Below are 16,682 nucleotides of genomic sequence, written 5' to 3' on the forward strand. Positions count from 1 at the left end.
TTATTATATTTTGTTGGCGGGGGGGGGGGGGTGGCGGCGCCCCGGGGGGGGGGTGTCTGCCGGGGGGGGGTGGGGGGGGGGGGGGGGGCCCCGGGGGGGGGGGGGGGGGGGGGGGCCCCCCCCCCCCCGAAACGGGACGGGCAGGGGCGGAGGGGGCGAACAAACCCCACCCCAGCCCACCCGGCACCCCGCACCCCGCACCCGCCACCCGCCACCCGCCACCCGCCACCCGCCACCCAGCCACAATGACCCCATGCCCGACGACCTCGACGCCCTCGACGCCCTCCGCACCCGCTGGACCCGCGCCCTTGAGGGGTCCCGCGCCCCCGGCGCCCCGGACCGGGCCCCGGACCCGACCCCGTACGCGGACAACCTCCTCGCCCGCTGGCAGGAGCCCCAGCGCCGCTACCACACCGTCACCCACCTCACCGCGGTCCTCGACCACATCGACGTACTGGAGGAGTACGCGGACGCCCCGGACCTGGTGCGCCTCGCCGCCTGGTTCCACGACGCCGTCTACCTCCCGGACCGCTCCGAGAACGAGGAGCGCTCGGCCCGCCTGGCCGAACGCGCGCTCCCCGAGGCCGGGGTGCCCTCCCCCGGCACGGCGGAGGTGGCCCGCCTGGTCCGCCTCACGATCGGCCACGCCCCCACGGACGACGACCGCAACGGCCAGGTCCTCTGCGACGCCGACCTGGCGATCCTGGCCTCGGCCCCGCCGGCGTACGCGGAGTACACGGCGGCCGTCCGCGAGGAGTACACCTTCGTCCCCGACGAGGCGTTCCGCGCGGGCAGGGCGGCGATCCTGCGCCAACTCCTGGACCTGCCGAGGCTGTTCAGGACGCCGTACGGGGAACGGGAGTGGGAGGAACGGGCACGGGAGAACCTCCGTGCGGAGCTCACGCGACTGGGCTCCGGGTGACGGGACCCTCGCCCCGAACAATCCGATACGTACCGAAGCCTGATCGCGCCTATCCTCACCCGCATGCGAGACATGGGCGGGGACCAGGTGTCGGAGGCCGTGGCGGGCAGCGCGGCGCTGCTGCGGACGGTGACCGGGCGGGACTGGGAGGGCGTCAACGCGGGTCGCCTGGACTGGAGTTGCCGCAGGACGGCCGAGCACATCTGCCTCGATCTCATCATGTACGCGAGCCGGCTGGCCGTGCGTGCCCCGGGATTCATCCCCTTCGAGCTCGTCATGACCCACGGCGCCGACAACGCGGGTGTCGTCGACGTGATCGAGACGACCGGCGCCCTGCTGACCGCCGCGATCCGCACGGCACCCCGCGAGGTGCGCGCCTTCCACCCCTCCCCCTTCCGCAGCGCGAACCGCGAGGGCTTCGCCGCGATGGGCGTCGCCGAGGTCCTGCTGCACACGCACGACATCGCCGAGGGCCTCGGCATCCCGTACGAGCCTCCGGCCGAGCTCTGCGAGGACGTACTCACGCGGATCTTCCCGCACGTCAGGCCAGGACCCGACCACTGGCGCACCCTGCTCTGGGCGACCGGCCGCGGCGACCTGCCCGGCCGCGCCCCGGTCACCGAGTGGACCTGGAGCAACAACCTGGTGATCGCCACCGAGCGGCTCACCCTGCAAGGCGTCACACCCGCGGGCGCCGCCGATCTGCGCGCGGGCGGCACGGGCGGCTTCGAGTGGATCGAGGGCGGCCCCTTCGAGGGCACCCGGGACGCCGCCGGAATGGTCGTGAAGGCGTACGAGGCAGGGGTGCTCCGCCCCGAGTGGGGCCTCTTCGTCCTGGTGCGGACCGAGGACGGCCGGGCGGTCGGCGGCATGGGTTTCCACGGCGCCCCCGACGAGGAGGGCCGCGCCGAGATCGGCTACGACCTGGTGGAGGGCGCCCGCGGGCAGGGTTACGCCACCGAGGCGCTGCGCGCCCTGACCGGGTGGGCGCTCGCGCGTGACGACGTACAGGCACTGTTCGCGACCGTCGACCGGGCCAACGTGCCGTCCCAGGGCGTGATTTCACGGGCCGGGTTCACGTGGGTGAGCGAGGACGAGCAGCAGTTCGCGTACGAGCTGCTGAACTGAGCAGGCCGGGGCCGTAAAACAGTCCAGGCTACGAACTCCCCGGCCCCGCCCACCTCTTGGCCCTGCGCAGCCCCGCCCCGTACAGCAGTCGCACCACCTCGCGGCTGCTGACCTGCACCGCGCCGGCGCGCACGGCGTCCTCGTAGCGGTGCGAGGGAATGTCGTAGTGATCACGCTCGAAGGCGCGCCGGGGGGCGCCCAGGTCCGCGGCGAAGGTGTGGAGTTCGTCGTACGAGACGTCGCTGATCAGGTGGGACCACACGCGGCCGTGGCCCGGCCAGGTGGGCGGGTCGATGTAGACGGTCACGAGGGCGGGGTCCCGCCGCTCGCCGTGCCGAGCAGACCGACCGACGCCACCTTCACGCCGGCCTGGTGGCAGACCCAGTGCGGGTCGGGACCCAGCTCGGGTTCGACCTCCAGGGTGTGCGGGTCGCCGGAGCCGCAGACGGAGCACAGCGGCCAGCGCCCGTACCGTTCGAGAAGGCCGTCCTGTACGTCCTGGGCGACGAGCCCGGCCACGTACGCCGCGCCGTCCGGCCACTGCTCGACCCACCAGCGGCGCTGCACCACCGACTCCTCGACGAGCGAGACGACATCGGCGTCGGCGACCTCGCGCGCGGCGAGATCGGCGAGGACGCGGGCGCGAGCCGCGTGCAACGCCTGCTCCAGAGGGCTGACAGGGCCGCTGCCGGGGTCGTCGGTGGGATCACCGTTGGGGTCGCCGATGGGGTTCATGCACCTATTGTGCGCACCCTTGACCGCATGCCCCAGCGGAAAATATCTTTCAGACGTGACCCATGAAGTGAAGGAAATTTTCGCCGGCGAGGCACCGCCCGCCCCGGCCGCCCTCGCGGCGAAGGTCCGGACGCTCGCCCCGTCGATGACGCGCTCCATGCAGCGGGTCGCGGAGGCCGTCGCCGCCGACCCGGCGGGCTGTGCGGCCCTCACGGTCACCGGCCTGGCGGAGCTCACCGGCACCAGCGAGGCGACGGTGGTCCGCACCGCCCGCCTCCTCGGCTACCCCGGCTACCGCGACCTGCGCCTCGCCCTCGCCGGGCTCGCCGCCCAGCAGCAGTCGGGCCGCGCACCCGCCGTCACCGCCGACATCGCGGTCGACGACCCCATCGCCGACGTGGTCGCCAAGCTCGCGTACGACGAGCAGCAGACCCTTGCCGACACCGCGGCCGGGCTCGACATGGCCCAGCTCAGCGCGGCGGTCACCGCGCTCTCCACGGCCCGCCGTATCGACATCTACGGACAGGGCGCGTCCGGCCTCGTCGCCCAGGACCTCGCCCAGAAGCTGCTCCGCATCGGGCTCATAGCCCACGCGCACAGCGACCCGCACCTCGCCGTCACCAACGCGGTGCAGCTGCGCGCCAAGGACGTGGCGATATCCATCACCCACTCCGGCTCGACCGGCGACATCATCGAACCCCTCCGGGTCGCCTTCGAGCGCGGCGCGACGACGATCGCGATAACCGGCCGCCCGGACGGACCCGTGACGCAGTACGCGGACCACATCCTCACCACCTCGACGGCCCGCGAGAGCGAGCTGCGGCCGGCGGCGATGTCGTCCCGGACGAGTCAGCTGCTGGTCGTGGACTGCCTGTTCGTGGGAGTCGCCCAGCGGACGTACGAGACGGCGGCGCCGGCGCTGTCGGCCTCGTACGAGGCGCTGGCGCACCGGCACAGCCCGCGGGGGCGCTCGCGCTAGCCGGGCCCGGGAGACCTGAAGCCGTTTGGAGCGCTGCGGACCGTCAGTGGCTGGTCGCGCAGTTCCCCGCGCCCCCGAAGGGCGCCTCCTCACCACCCCGCACGGAAAGAGCCGCTCCTCATGACCTCCAACGCCAACTACCGCCACCTCCGCGCCGAGTTGGAGACCCTCACCACCGAGGCGTTCCGTCCCGAGCTCGCCGAGATCGATCAGTTGCCCACGGCTGAGATCGCCCGGCTCATGAACGGCGAGGACGCGACCGTCCCGGCGGCGGTCGCCGCGCGGCTCCCGCTCATCGCCGCCGCGATCGACGACGTCGCGGAGCGGATGGCCCGGGGCGGCCGCCTGATCTACGCGGGCGCCGGCACGGCGGGCCGACTCGGTGTCCTGGACGCGTCCGAGTGCCCGCCCACCTTCAACACCGACCCGTCCGAGGTGGTGGGCCTGATCGCGGGCGGCCCGAGCGCGATGGTCACGTCGATCGAGGGCGCGGAGGACTCCAGGGAACTGGCCGCGCGGGACCTCGCGGATCTCGCCCTGACACCCGACGACACGGTGGTCGGGGTCTCCGCGTCCGGCCGCACCCCGTACGCCATCGGCGCCGTCGAACACGCCCACAAGCAGGGCGCGTTGACGATCGGCCTGTCCTGCAACGCGGACAGCGCGCTGGCGGCCGCCGCCGACCACGGCATCGAGGTGGTCGTCGGTCCTGAGCTGCTGACCGGCTCGACCCGGCTGAAGGCGGGCACGGCCCAGAAGCTGGTCCTGAACATGCTCTCGACGATCACGATGATCCGGCTCGGCAAGACGTACGGGAACCTGATGGTCGACGTACGCGCCTCGAACGAGAAGCTCCGCGCCCGCTCCCGCCGCATCGTCGCGCTCGCGACAGGCGCCACCGACGACGAGATCGAGCGGGCCCTGGCCGCCACGGACGGCGAGGTGAAGAACGCGATCCTCACCATCCTGGGCGGCGTCGACGGCCCGACCGCCGCCCGCCTTCTGGAGGAGAGCCACGGCCACTTGCGCGCGGCGCTCGCGGCGGCGCCCCGCTGACCAGCACCCTCGGGTGGTGCGCACACCGAAAGACCCCACCTCGCCCGCCGCCACCGCGGCAGCCCTGCTCCCCCTCCTCGGCGGCCCCGCGAACATCACCTCCGTGGCCCACTGCATGACCCGCCTCCGCGTGGGCCTGCGGGACCGGACCCTGGTCCAGGAGGACGCCCTGCGAGCCCTCCCCGCCGTACTCGGCGTGGTCACGGACGACGACACCTACCAGGTCGTCCTGGGCCCCGGCACCGTCGCCCGGGTGACCCCGGAGTTCGAGGCGCTGCTCACGACGGCGGGTGAACTCGCCGCGAAAGGCGCCGGGTTGAAGGAGGTGAGACGACAGCGCAACGCCACCCCCACCAAGCTCCTGCTGCGCCGCGTCGCGAACATCTTCGTCCCGCTGATCCCCGCCCTGATCGGCTGCGGAGTCATCGCGGGCCTGAACGGCCTGCTGGTCAACCTGGGTTGCCTCCCGTCCCTCACCCCCGCCCTCGCCGCCATCGCCTCCGGCTTCATGGCGCTGATCGCGGTCTTCGTCGGCTACAACACGGCGAAGGAGTTCGGCGGCACCCCGATCCTGGGCGGCGCGGTGGCGGCGGTCATCGTGTACGCGGGGGTCGCGAAGGTGACGGCGTTCGGGGTGACGCTGGCGCCGGGCCAGGGCGGCGTCCTGGGCGCACTGGCCGCCGCGCTGCTCGGCACGTACGTCGAGAAGTGGTGCCGCCGCTGGGTCCCCGAGGCCCTCGACGTCCTGGTCACCCCCACCCTCACGGTCCTGCTCACCGGCCTGGTGACCCTGTACGCCCTCATGTACGCGGCCGGCGAGCTCTCCACCGCCATCGGCTCGGCCGCGAACTGGCTCCTCGCCACCACCGGCGCCTTCGCCGGCCTGATCCTCGGCGGCCTCTTCCTCCCCGTCGTCATGCTCGGCCTGCACCAGGCCCTCATCCCCATCCACACCACCCTCATCGAACAGCAGGGCTACACGGTCCTGCTCCCCATCCTCGCCATGGCAGGCGCGGGCCAGGTCGGCGCGGCCCTGGCGGTCTACGTCCGCCTCCGCCACGACCACTCCATGCGTACGACGATCAAGTCGGCGCTCCCGGCAGGGCTGCTGGGCGTGGGCGAACCCCTGATCTACGGCGTCTCACTCCCCCTGGGCCGCCCCTTCCTGACCGCCTGCGCGGGTGGCGCGGCGGGCGGCGCCTTCATCGGCTTCTTCGCGATGCTCGGCGACCAGGTGGGGTCGACGGCGATCGGACCGTCGGGGTGGGCACTGTTCCCGCTCCTGGCAGGCAGCGGAGGGCTGGCGATGACGGCCGCGATCTACGCCGGCGGGCTGCTGACGGGGTATGTGGTGGGCTTCGGGGCGACGTATGTCTTCGGTCTCGGGCCGTCTGTCAGAGACGCGCTCAGTGGCGCCGGCGGCGGGGTTGTGACGGGCGCCGCTGTCAGTGGCGTGTGCGACCCTTCGGGAAGTCAGGAAAACGCCCGGGGAGGGAACCGAACACCGTGAACCACGCACAGCTCACCGCTCTCGGCCGCGCCCTGCGCGTGCTTGGCGAGCACGGCGACGCGCTGAACTCGGACACCCCCGACGCGAAGCTGCACGAGGTGAAGGCGGACCTGAAGCGGGCCCTCGACCTGCTGGACGAGACGGTCACGACGGCCGCGCCCACCACCCGCTGCGCCGAGCACCCGAACGGCCCGGTCGACAAGGCCGCCGCCGACCTCTGCCTGCTCTGCGAGACCCGCCGCCGCACCGCCCGCCGCTCGCAGGTGAACGACACCTACTCGCACAGCCGTCCCCTCGGCCCGGAAGAGGCCACGGAGCGCACGAAGTCCCGCTACGGCCTGCGCGAAGACCGCCCCCAGCCCCAGCAGCGCTGGCTCCCGGAAGTCTGGAACGGCCAGGCCTGGCAGCTCTGCGGCACCCCCCGCCGCGACCGCATCGAAGCCGAGCGCTACCTCGCCGCCGAGCGCAAGACCCCCCGCCCCGGCATGGCCTACCGCCTGATCCACGAGTTCACGGACTACGAGGTGCTGCGTATCTGGGGCACTCCGGTGAAGATCGACATCGAACCGATGGGCAACCTGTAGACACCGCGCCCCGCGCCGGTCAGGCGGCCTGATCCGAACGCGGCCCGGTCGTGCCGTCCGAGGTCGTTCCGGGTTTCGTGTAGAGGATCTCGCGGGCTTGTTCCGCGGCGCGGGTGATGGCTTCGCCGACGAAGTCGAGGAAGCGGGCGACGTTCTCCAGGCGGGTGGCGGCGGGGGCGCGCGGGCCGAGGACGCCGACGCTGGCCGCGCCTCTTGCGATCTCCGCAGAGGCGAGGCCGTCGGCCAGCCCCGACGCGATCTGCCGACGTTTCTGCTGGGTGACCCTGTCTCCGGGTATTGCGGTCTCCTTCGCGCTCCTTGAGGCCTCCAGCATAGCGTTCACCTTCATTTCATTGCAACGCACACACGACGATCGTTGCATTACCATTGAGGATTGTTGCAACGATTACCTGGCTCCTACCTGCATATATAGCGATCTCACGCAACAAGAGCATTGAAGAATCCATGAACGCAACGTAGCTTTTCCTTCATCGGAAACACCGAATCGAAGGAGAGCACCATGCAGAAGTTCGCCACCCCCACCCCGGTCGCCGCCGTCCTGGACATCCCCGCGGGACGCATCCAGTTCATCGCCGCCGACCGGGCCGACACCACGGTCGAGGTCCTGCCCGCGGATGCCTCGAAGGGCCGCGACGTGAAGGCGGCGGAGCAGATCACGGTCGCCTACGACGACGGCGTCCTGCGGATCGCTACCGCACCGGCGAAGAACCGGATCCTCGGCCCCTCCGGATCGGTCGAGGTGACCATCCAGTTGCCCGCCGGTTCCCGCATCGAGGCGAAGTCCACCGCCGCCGAGCTCCGGGGCGTCGGACGCCTCGGCGACATCGCCTTCGAAGGCGCCTACGGGCAGATCAAGATCGACGAGGCCGCCGGCGTCCGCCTCACCGCGATCGACGGCGACGTCGAGGTCGGGCGGCTCACCGGCCCCGCGGAGATCAGCACCGCAAGGGGCGACATCCGGATCACCGAGGCCGTACGGGGCACGGTCGAACTGCGCACCCAGTCCGGCGACATCTCGGTGGCCGCCGCTGCCGGGGTTTCCGCCTCCCTGGACGCGGGCACCGGCTACGGCCGCGTCAGCAACGCCCTCAAGAACGACGGCGCCGCCGAACTCGACATCCGCGCCACCACCGCGCACGGCGACATCACCGCCCGCAGCCTCTGACCGCGCCACGCAGCCTCTCAGCCCCTATAAGGAGCACTCATCATGACCAAGCTGGCCATCGCGGCGAACGGGCTGCGCAAGTCCTACGGCGACAAGACCGTGCTCGACGGCATCGACCTGTCCGTCCCGGCCGGGTCGGTGTTCGCGCTGCTCGGCCCGAACGGTGCCGGCAAGACCACCGCCGTGAAGATCCTCTCCACCCTCATCACCGCCGACCCGGGCACCGGCGACATCCACATCGGCGGCCACGACCTGGCCACCGCCCCGCAGGCCGTACGGGCCGCGATCGGTGTCACCGGCCAGTTCTCCGCCGTCGACGGCCTGATCACCGGCGAGGAGAACATGCTCCTCATGGCAGACCTGCACCACCTGCCCAAGGGCGAGGGCCGCCGGGTCACCGCCGAGTTGCTGGAGCGCTTCGATCTCACCGAGGCCGCGACGAAGCCCGCCTCCACCTACTCCGGCGGCATGAAGCGCCGCCTCGACATCGCCATGACCCTGGTCGGCAACCCGCGGATCATCTTCCTCGACGAGCCGACCACCGGCCTCGACCCCCGCTCCCGCCACAACATGTGGCAGATCATCCGCGAACTCGTCTCCGACGGCGTCACCGTCTTCCTCACCACCCAGTACCTGGAAGAGGCCGACGAACCCGCCGACCGCATCGCCGTGTTGAACGACGGCAGGATCGCGGCCGAGGGCACCGCCGAAGAGCTCAAGCGGCTCATCCCCGGCGGACACGTACGGCTCCGCTTCACCGACCCCACCGCCTACCAGTCCGCCGCCACCGCCCTGCACGAGACCACCCGCGACGACGAAGCACTCTCCCTGACCATCCCCAGCGACGGCAGCCAGCGCGAACTGCGCTCCATCCTCGACCGGCTGGACGCATCCGGCATCGAAGCCGACGAACTGACCGTCCACACCCCCGACCTCGACGACGTGTTCTTCGCCCTCACCGGCCCCACCACCCTCCCCAACCAGCCCAACCAGCCCAAGGAGAACGTCCGATGAGCACCCTCTCCCTCGCCGTACGCGACTCCACCACCATGCTCCGCCGCAACCTCCTGCACGCCCGCCGCTACCCCTCCCTCACCCTCAACCTTCTCCTCACCCCGATCATGCTGCTCCTGCTCTTCGTCTACATCTTCGGCGACGTGATGAGCGCCGGCATCGGCGGCGCCGACCGCTCCGACTACATCGCCTACATCGTCCCCGGCATCCTGATGATGACCATCGGGTCCACCGTGATCGGGGCGGCGGTGTCCGTCGCCACCGATATGTCCGAGGGGATCATCGCCCGCTTCCGTACGCTGGCGATCCACCGCGGGTCCGTGATCATCGGGCACGTCGTGGGCAGCGTGCTCCAGGTGCTCGCCAGCCTGGTCCTCGTCGGTGCGGTTGCCGTGGCCATCGGCTTCCGGTCCACGGACGCCACGGTCCTGGAGTGGATCGCGGCCTTCGGACTACTCGCCCTCTTCGCCCTGGCACTCACCTGGATCGCGGTCGGAATGGGTATGGCCAGCCCGAACGCCGAAGCGGCCAGCAACATGGCGATGCCGCTGATCCTCCTCCCGCTCCTCTCCAGCGCCTTCATCCCGGCCGACACCATGCCGGGCTGGTTCCAGCCGATCGCCGAGTACCAGCCCTTCACCCCGGCCATCGAAACCCTTCGCGGCCTCCTCCTCGGCACCGAGATCGGCAACAACGGCTGGCTCGCCATCGCCTGGTGCCTCGCGCTGACCGTGCTCGGCTACTTCTGGTCGACCTCGAAGTTCAACAGCGACCCGAAGTAACCGCCGTGGCAGCGCGGGCCACCTCCCGCAACTCGTCCCGCCCCAGGGCGGCGTTACTCCGACACCACGTCGGCGTACGCCGCCCTGACCGCGGTCTCGGACGGCTGCTTCGCATCGTGGGTCGGTGATTCAGGGGAGGCGCGCCGCACGGTTCCTCTCCCGTACCCGGGCCCGCAACACCTCCTCCTGCGCCGCGGGCCCGGTCGACTCCGGCGGGCAGTCCCACTCCCGGCCCCCGCCCACGGGCCGCAACTGCGCGTTCCCGCCCACATGCCCCATCACCTCGCCGACCCGCCCATCCCGTACGTCCACGACGTGCGCCCCGACCGGCGGGCGCTCCCCGCGCAGCACGGACGCCAGCTTCTCGGCCGTACGCACGTTGCAACGCCCCAGGACGACCAGGGCGAACGGCTCGTCGCTCGCGCCGGTCACCGGGTCGACACACAGGGACGGCAGGACGACACCCACGCCCGTGAGCGCGTCCCGAAGCGCGACGACCTCTTCCGTCGACCGCAGCATTCCTTCACCTCCACGCAGAGTTCACTCTTCGCAACACAGCGTGGCCGTTACGCCTCTAACCTGGCCAGACAGGCCGCCCCAACAACATCGGCTGTCGGACAGGGAGTTGCCGTGGCAGGACCGAAGGACCTCGACCCGTCGTCGTCACCACGCGCCTTGCTGGGCGCCGAGCTGCGGCATGCGCGGGAGAGGTCCGGCCTCAGCCAGGCCAAGTTAGGCGAACCGCTCTTCGTCAGCGGCTCGTTCATCGGCCAACTGGAGGCCGGGACGCGGCGCATGCACCTCGAATACGCCGTCCAGATTGACGAGATCCTGGGCACGAACGGCTTCTTCACCCGCAACTGCGCGGCTTCCGCCAAGTCCAGGTACCCGAACCACTTCACTGAAGCAGTGGAGGCGGAGTCGCTCGCCACGTCGATCAGGCAGTACACCCCAACGCTGATCCCAGGTCTACTTCAAACGCCGGGCTACGCAAAGGAGTTGTTCCGCGCCTACTGGCCGACCCTTCGGGACACCGAGGTCCATGAGCTGGTGACGAACCGGATGGAGCGCACCCGCCTCCTGGACGATCCAACAACCCCGTTGTTGTGGGTGGTCCTCGACGAGGCCGCCCTCCGTCGCCCGGTCTGCGGACCGGAGGTTATGGCAGGGGCCCTCCATCATGTGGCAGACCTGGCACGTCGTCGCCGGATCCTCATGCAGGTACTCCGGTTCAGCGCAGGCGCGATCGGATCCCTACCGGGTGGCATCAAGCTCATGTACTTTCCCGACGCGCCTCCTCTCGCCTACGTCGAGGGCGTGGGCGTTGGACAGCTGATGGACGACCCAGCTGCCGTCACACGCCATGAGCTGACCTTCGACCTGCTCAGGGCCAGTGCGCTCTCCCCTCAAGAATCCCTGGCCCTGGTCGAGTCAGTGGCCGAGGATTACGCACATGAAGCGACACAGTCCTGAGTACGACCTGAGCACTGCCGCCTGGCACAAGTCCAGCTACAGCGGTGGCGACGGTGCCGACTGCCTGGAAGTCGCCCCCAACTTCCCAGGCCCCCTCGTCCCTGTCCGCGACTCCAAAGCCCCCCTCGGCCCGAAGCTCGTGTTCCGGGCCGAGGCGTGGTCGGCGTTCGTGACGGACGTGAAGAACTCCAGCGCCGAGTAGTCGGCGGCGCCCCGAAGCTCAAGTCCCCAGCTCCGAGCCTTCTTTGCAAGGAATGGGTGGAGGGCCCCAACCCGCCCTCCCGCCCCGCGAGTTGACTTGACGCGACCGGCTTGCCACGGACAGTCACCAGGGATTAGCGTGCCCAAATACGCAAACAGCCCCCGCCAGGCGCTAGCAACACCTGCGGGGGCTTGACCAACAAGATCGAGTTATAGAGGCCGATCCCGTGGCTGTAGCCAAGCTTAGTCCTGCCCTCCTGCCCGCGCACGCACTCCCGCACCCCATGGCCAACCCGGGTTACGGAAAACGCGCCACCCCGGGCCAACTCCCCCGCACGGCTCACGACTTCGCGCACCTCCCGCCCCGCGAAGCAGCAGTCGCCGCGTACATCGACCGCCTCCCCGGCGGCGCCGACATCTCCGTGAAGACGCTGGCCAAGACACTCCCGTACGGCCAATGCGCCCTGCGCACAGCTCTCAACAACCTTCAACGGGCAGGGCACTTGCGCCGGGGCCGCGAACACCTGGCCGACTCGGGCAGCCCGCGCTGGATCACCCGAACGTGGTTCTCGCGCACGGCGCGGGACGACGACTGGTGGGCGGCGTTCACGAGGGGAGACGTACCGCGGGAGCAGCCCGACAGCCCGGCCCCGACCCGCTCCCGCGCCTACATCCTGCTGGCGGCGCTGGGCCGCACGTCCCCGGCCCTGTCCCTGTCGGCCGCATCCTGCGCGGACCTCGCCCCCCTGCTGACGGAGTGGTTCGCGAGGGGCGCCACCGACGACCACGTACTCCAGGCGCTGACCTCAGGACTCCCGACACCGGTCCACAGCCCGGCCGCCCTCGTCCGCACCCGCCTGACTTCCAAGCTGCCGCCCGAGCCCGCCCCGGCCCCACGCCCGCCCCTGCGCGTGCTGGAGTGCGCGAAGTGCGGCACACCGGGCCGCCCGGATGCCCTGCCGGGCGGCGTCTGCGGCGCATGCCGGGGTGAGGCGGCCCCGCCCCGGCATACCGCCCCTCTGCCAACCTCCGCAGTTCACGCCCACGCAGCCGCAGCCCGCGCAGCGATGGTCGACCGACGAGAAAGGCCACGCGCTTGACCACCCGCCCGCAGATGTCAGTGAGCCCACCGCACACACACGCGGGTGTGTACAGTTTTTGCATGGAGACGTATCCGCTCGTGGAAGCCCGCAATCAGCTCGGTCAGCTGGTCGGCCGGGTCCGGCACGGCCAGGAGCACATCCTGATCACGGAGTACGGCAAGCCCGCTGCCGCGCTCATCCCCATAAGCGAGCTGGAAGAACTGCATCGGCTGCGCGACGAGGCGGACATCGCTGAAGCACAGGCGCGTGAGGCGGCTCCATCCGGCCCCTCCATGTCTCATGACGAGTTCATGGCACAGCTGGAGGAAGAGGACCGCCGGGAGGCCTCTTCGTGACTTACGCAGTGGCGTGGGAGCAGCACGCCATGGACGAGTTCCGGCGGCTCCGCATCGTCGACCCCGTGGGCGCCAAGGCGACTACTGCGGCAGTGCGCGCACTCGCCGACGACCCACGCCCGGAAGAGGCCGGCGCCCTGGCGCTTCGGGCTCCTACCGGCTGCACATCGGCACCTGGCGGGTGCTGTACCGGCCGGACGGCACCACCGTCACCATCCACGTGCTGAAAGTCGGTCGCAGCACCTGACCCGCCCCCTCAACGCCGAGGGCGGCACCCAGGAGAAAAGGGTGCCGCCCTCGGCGTACAGGATCTACCAGCGGAGCCGAGGCTCAGCTCAGTGACTTCAGGGACGCCGGGTTGTACGGCGCCAGCTCGCCGTGGCGTCCGTCCAGTACCTTCGCCGCCCACTCCGGGTCCTGGAGCAGGGCGCGGCCGACCGCGACGAGGTCGAACTCGTCGCGCTCCAGGCGGTCCAGGAGGTTGTCCAGGTCCGCTGCCGCCGAGCCCTCGCCCGCGAAGGCGCGGAGGAAGTCGCTGTCGAGGCCGACCGAGCCGACGGTGATGGTGGGCTTGCCGGTCAGCTTCTTCGTCCAGCCGGCCAGGTTGAGGTCGGAGCCCTCGAACTCCGGGAGCCAGTAGCGGCGCGTGGAGGCGTGGAAGACGTCCACTCCGGCCTCGGCGAGCGGGGTCAGCAGGGCGCCGAGCTCCTCGGGTGTCTCCGCGAGGCGGGCGTCGTAGGCCTCCTGCTTCCACTGCGAGTAGCGGAAGACGATGGGGAAGGAGGGGGAGACCGCGGCGCGGACGGCGGCGACGATCTCGGTCGCGAACTTCGTACGGGCGACCAGGTCACCGCCGTACGCGTCGGTACGGCGGTTGGTGCCCTCCCACAGGAACTGGTCGATCAAGTAGCCGTGCGCGCCGTGCAGTTCGACCCCGTCGAAGCCGATCCGCTCGGCGGCGGCCGCTGCCTCGGCGAACGCGGCGATGACCTCGTCCAGGTCGGCCTGGGTCATCTCCTTGCCCGTACCGGCCGTGCCGTCGATCCGCAGACCGGACGGGCCGACCGCGGGGGCGTCCGCGAACGGCGGCTGGCCCGCGCTGCGGACCATGCCGATGTGCCACAGCTGCGGCACGACCTTCCCGCCCGCCGCATGCACGGCCTCGGCGACCTTCGCCCAGCCCGCCAGCTGCTCCTCGCCGTGGAAACGGGGGATGCTGTCGCTCTGCCCGGCCGAGTCGTGGCCGACGTACGTGCCCTCGGTGACGATGAGGCCCACGCCCGCGGCGGCGCGGCGGGCGTAGTACGACGCCACGTCCTCGCCGGGGATGCCGCCCGGGGAGAACTGGCGGGTCATCGGCGCCATGACGATCCGGTTCGGGACGGTCAGGCCATTGAGGGAGACGGGGCGGGACAGGATCTGGGCCGCGCGGGAGGGAGCGGTTGTCACGTGAGGGCTCCTGTGGGGAGAGGTTCGGTCGGACGGCTGGCAGGAAGACAGGCAGCAGGATGCGTGATGCTCATGCATAGATACATGTGATGGATATGTGCACGCGCATTAGTTCCTGCCAGGAACTTCAACCGCCTCGCCCGTCAGCGCATTCCGGCTCCCGCGCGCCTTCCTCGTGATCCAGGACACGCGTCCGGATCACGCGGAGGGGGCCGGACACGCCTCCGTACGGCACCCGGAAACGCCCGAGGGCGGCACCCCCTGGAAGAAGGGGTGCCGCCCTCGGTACGAAGGACGGTGATCAACCGGGAGCCGAGGCCCCTAGGTCGATCAGAAGTCCATGTCACCGCCCGGCATGCCGCCCGGAGCGCCGCCCGCGGCGGCCTTCTCCGGCTTGTCGGCGATGACGGCCTCGGTGGTGAGGAACAGCGCGGCGATGGAGGCGGCGTTCTGCAGGGCAGAGCGCGTGACCTTCGCCGGGTCGATGATGCCTTCGGCGATCATGTCGACGTACTCACCGGTCGCGGCGTTCAGGCCGTGGCCGACGGGCAGGTTGCGCACCTTCTCGACGATGACGCCACCCTCGAGACCACCGTTGATGGCGATCTGCTTGAGCGGGGCCTCCAGGGCGAGCCGCACGGCGTTGGCGCCGGTCGCCTCGTCACCCGTGAGCTCCAGCTTCTCGAAGACCGAGGAAGCCTGGATGAGGGCCACGCCACCACCGGCGACGATGCCCTCCTCGACGGCCGCCTTCGCGTTGCGAACGGCGTCCTCGATGCGGTGCTTGCGCTCCTTGAGCTCGACCTCGGTGGCGGCACCGGCCTTGATGACGGCCACGCCGCCCGCGAGCTTCGCCAGGCGCTCCTGGAGCTTCTCGCGGTCGTAGTCCGAGTCGGAGTTCTCGATCTCGGCGCGGATCTGGTTGACCCGGCCGGCGACCTGGTCGGCAGAGCCGGAGCCGTCGACGATCGTCGTCTCGTCCTTGGTGATGACGACCTTGCGGGCACGGCCCAGCAGGTCGATACCCGCGTTCTCCAGCTTGAGGCCGACCTCCTCGGAGATGACCTCGCCGCCCGTGAGGATGGCGATGTCGCCGAGCATGGCCTTGCGGCGGTCACCGAAGCCCGGCGCCTTGACGGCGACGGACTTGAAGGTGCCACGGATCTTGTTGACGACCAGCGTCGACAGAGCCTCGCCCTCGACGTCCTCGGCGATGATCAGCAGCGGCTTGCCCGACTGCATGACCTTCTCCAGGAGCGGGAGCAGGTCCTTGACACTGGCGATCTTCGAGTTGGCGATCAGGATGTACGGGTCGTCCAGGACGGACTCCATACGCTCCATGTCGGTGGCGAAGTACGCCGAGATGTAGCCCTTGTCGAAGCGCATACCCTCGGTGAGTTCCAGCTCCAGACCGAAGGTCTGGGACTCCTCGACGGTGATGACGCCTTCCTTGCCGACCTTGTCCATAGCCTCGGCGATGAGCTCGCCGATCTGGGTGTCGGCGGCGGAGATGGAGGCCGTGGAGGCGATCTGCTCCTTGGTCTCGACATCCTTGGCCTGCTCGAGCAGGGCACCGGAGACGGCCTCGACGGCCTTCTCGATACCACGCTTGAGGGCCATCGGGTTGGCACCCGCGGCTACGTTGCGAAGGCCCTCGCGGACCAGCGCCTGCGCCAGAACGGTCGCGGTGGTCGTACCGTCGCCGGCGACGTCGTCCGTCTTCTTGGCGACTTCCTTGACCAGCTCTGCGCCGATCTTCTCGTACGGGTCCTCGAGCTCGATCTCCTTGGCGATGGAAACACCATCGTTGGTGATCGTGGGGGCGCCCCACTTCTTCTCGAGGACGACGTTGCGACCCTTGGGACCAAGGGTGACCTTGACGGCGTCGGCGAGCTGGTTCATCCCGCGCTCGAGACCGCGCCGCGCCTCCTCGTTGAACGCGATGATCTTGGCCATGTGAAGTGGTCCTCCCGGACTGGGGTGGATTGCTCCGGACCGCGCCCGCGCCCGCGACGGACGGCCTGCCTGCCTCGTGGTTCCTTGCCCCACTTGGCCTGCGGGCCTCACTGACCCGGTCCTCGTTGTCACTCTCACCTGCAGAGTGCTAACGCCAATGATTAGCACTCGCCCCTACCGAGTGCAAGCGACTCCGGAAGATCCCCAGGTGAAGCAGGGGGCGCGCACGGCGCGAAGACAGCCGGAGGGACCCGCGGACAGCCGGCCGC

18 protein-coding genes and 1 pseudogene are annotated in these 16,682 nt (G+C 70.5%); 13 read left to right on the forward strand and 6 right to left on the reverse strand.

Features of this window, described 5'->3' with window-relative positions; all coding sequences use genetic code 11:
• Positions 1-253 precede the first annotated feature (253 nt).
• Both ACIPC1_RS35425 and ACIPC1_RS35430 read left to right on the forward strand, forming a co-directional pair.
• Positions 254-922 carry a hypothetical protein gene (locus ACIPC1_RS35425; RefSeq protein ID WP_402524736.1) on the forward strand — a complete coding sequence of 223 codons (669 nt, stop codon included), beginning with the start codon at positions 254-256 and terminating at the stop codon, positions 920-922.
• Between the two features lie 63 nt (positions 923-985).
• Positions 986-2,050, forward strand: coding sequence for a GNAT family N-acetyltransferase (locus ACIPC1_RS35430; protein ID WP_402524738.1), 1,065 nt, complete (start codon positions 986-988; stop codon positions 2,048-2,050).
• 28 nt (positions 2,051-2,078) lie between these two features.
• Here ACIPC1_RS35430 and ACIPC1_RS35435 read toward each other — a convergent pair whose 3' ends face one another.
• The gene (locus tag ACIPC1_RS35435; protein ID WP_402524740.1) at positions 2,079-2,357 is read right to left on the reverse strand and encodes a DUF4031 domain-containing protein; all 279 of its coding nucleotides are present in this window, start codon (positions 2,355-2,357) and stop codon (positions 2,079-2,081) included.
• Positions 2,354-2,785 (reverse strand): hypothetical protein, encoded by a 432-nt coding sequence (locus ACIPC1_RS35440; RefSeq protein WP_402524742.1) that lies wholly within the window; start codon positions 2,783-2,785, stop codon positions 2,354-2,356. Before ACIPC1_RS35440 ends, ACIPC1_RS35435 begins: the two co-directional genes overlap by 4 nt.
• 55 nt (positions 2,786-2,840) lie before the next feature.
• Between ACIPC1_RS35440 and ACIPC1_RS35445 the strand changes: the two genes are divergently transcribed.
• The 4 genes from ACIPC1_RS35445 to ACIPC1_RS35460 all read left to right on the forward strand — a co-directional run bounded on the left by ACIPC1_RS35445 (position 2,841) and on the right by ACIPC1_RS35460 (position 6,914).
• The gene (locus ACIPC1_RS35445) at positions 2,841-3,764 is read left to right on the forward strand and encodes a MurR/RpiR family transcriptional regulator (protein ID WP_402524745.1); all 924 of its coding nucleotides are present in this window, start codon (positions 2,841-2,843) and stop codon (positions 3,762-3,764) included.
• A gap of 120 nt (positions 3,765-3,884) precedes the next feature.
• Positions 3,885-4,820, forward strand: coding sequence for an N-acetylmuramic acid 6-phosphate etherase (murQ, locus tag ACIPC1_RS35450; protein WP_402524748.1), 936 nt, complete (start codon positions 3,885-3,887; stop codon positions 4,818-4,820).
• A gap of 16 nt (positions 4,821-4,836) precedes the next feature.
• Positions 4,837-6,330 carry a PTS transporter subunit EIIC gene (locus tag ACIPC1_RS35455; RefSeq protein WP_402524751.1) on the forward strand — a complete coding sequence of 498 codons (1,494 nt, stop codon included), beginning with the start codon at positions 4,837-4,839 and terminating at the stop codon, positions 6,328-6,330.
• Entirely contained in the window at positions 6,327-6,914 is a 588-nt protein-coding gene (locus ACIPC1_RS35460; RefSeq protein WP_402524754.1) for a hypothetical protein, read from the forward strand. Before ACIPC1_RS35455 ends, ACIPC1_RS35460 begins: the two co-directional genes overlap by 4 nt.
• 19 nt (positions 6,915-6,933) lie before the next feature.
• Here ACIPC1_RS35460 and ACIPC1_RS35465 read toward each other — a convergent pair.
• A pseudogene (locus tag ACIPC1_RS35465) lies at positions 6,934-7,119 on the reverse strand (MarR family transcriptional regulator); the annotation flags it as partial.
• A 315-nt stretch (positions 7,120-7,434) separates the two neighbouring features.
• On the opposite strand from ACIPC1_RS35465, the gene ACIPC1_RS35470 reads away from it, so the two are divergent.
• The 3 genes from ACIPC1_RS35470 to ACIPC1_RS35480 are packed head-to-tail and all read left to right on the forward strand — an operon-like array spanning position 7,435 to position 9,896.
• Complete coding sequence (locus ACIPC1_RS35470) at positions 7,435-8,100, forward strand: DUF4097 family beta strand repeat-containing protein (protein ID WP_402524756.1); 666 nt, start codon at positions 7,435-7,437, stop codon at positions 8,098-8,100.
• 42 nt (positions 8,101-8,142) lie between these two features.
• On the forward strand, positions 8,143-9,114 hold the full coding sequence (locus ACIPC1_RS35475) for an ATP-binding cassette domain-containing protein (RefSeq protein ID WP_402524758.1): 972 nt from the start codon (positions 8,143-8,145) through the stop codon (positions 9,112-9,114).
• A complete protein-coding gene (locus ACIPC1_RS35480; RefSeq protein WP_402524760.1) occupies positions 9,111-9,896 on the forward strand; it encodes an ABC transporter permease in 786 nt (261 codons plus the stop codon). Before ACIPC1_RS35475 ends, ACIPC1_RS35480 begins: the two co-directional genes overlap by 4 nt.
• Before the next feature lie 129 nt (positions 9,897-10,025).
• Here the strand turns inward: ACIPC1_RS35480 and ACIPC1_RS35485 are convergent, their stop codons facing one another.
• On the reverse strand, positions 10,026-10,415 hold the full coding sequence (locus tag ACIPC1_RS35485; RefSeq protein ID WP_402524762.1) for a hypothetical protein: 390 nt from the start codon (positions 10,413-10,415) through the stop codon (positions 10,026-10,028).
• A 111-nt stretch (positions 10,416-10,526) separates the two neighbouring features.
• Between ACIPC1_RS35485 and ACIPC1_RS35490 the strand changes: the two genes are divergently transcribed.
• The 4 genes from ACIPC1_RS35490 to ACIPC1_RS35505 all read left to right on the forward strand — a co-directional run bounded on the left by ACIPC1_RS35490 (position 10,527) and on the right by ACIPC1_RS35505 (position 13,008).
• Positions 10,527-11,369, forward strand: a complete 843-nt coding sequence (locus ACIPC1_RS35490) for a helix-turn-helix domain-containing protein (protein WP_402524764.1) — start codon at positions 10,527-10,529, stop codon at positions 11,367-11,369.
• The gene (locus ACIPC1_RS35495) at positions 11,350-11,571 is read left to right on the forward strand and encodes a DUF397 domain-containing protein (protein WP_402524767.1); all 222 of its coding nucleotides are present in this window, start codon (positions 11,350-11,352) and stop codon (positions 11,569-11,571) included. The genes ACIPC1_RS35490 and ACIPC1_RS35495 overlap by 20 nt, the downstream gene beginning before the upstream one ends.
• 283 nt (positions 11,572-11,854) lie before the next feature.
• Entirely contained in the window at positions 11,855-12,670 is an 816-nt protein-coding gene (locus tag ACIPC1_RS35500; RefSeq protein ID WP_402525165.1) for a hypothetical protein, read from the forward strand.
• Positions 12,671-12,732: 62 nt separating this feature from the next.
• A complete protein-coding gene (locus ACIPC1_RS35505; protein ID WP_402524769.1) occupies positions 12,733-13,008 on the forward strand; it encodes a type II toxin-antitoxin system Phd/YefM family antitoxin in 276 nt (91 codons plus the stop codon).
• Between the two features lie 330 nt (positions 13,009-13,338).
• Here the strand turns inward: ACIPC1_RS35505 and ACIPC1_RS35510 are convergent, their stop codons facing one another.
• Together ACIPC1_RS35510 and groL are read right to left on the reverse strand one after the other, a co-directional pair.
• Positions 13,339-14,457 carry an NADH:flavin oxidoreductase gene (locus ACIPC1_RS35510; RefSeq protein ID WP_402524772.1) on the reverse strand — a complete coding sequence of 373 codons (1,119 nt, stop codon included), beginning with the start codon at positions 14,455-14,457 and terminating at the stop codon, positions 13,339-13,341.
• Positions 14,458-14,787: 330 nt separating this feature from the next.
• Entirely contained in the window at positions 14,788-16,413 is a 1,626-nt protein-coding gene (gene groL / locus ACIPC1_RS35515; RefSeq protein ID WP_384392903.1) for a chaperonin GroEL, read from the reverse strand.
• Positions 16,414-16,682 lie beyond the last annotated feature (269 nt).

Origin of the sequence: Streptomyces sp. NPDC087263 (genome assembly GCF_044744645.1) — a bacterium.
In the GTDB taxonomy this organism is placed as follows: Bacteria; Actinomycetota; Actinomycetes; order Streptomycetales; family Streptomycetaceae; genus Streptomyces.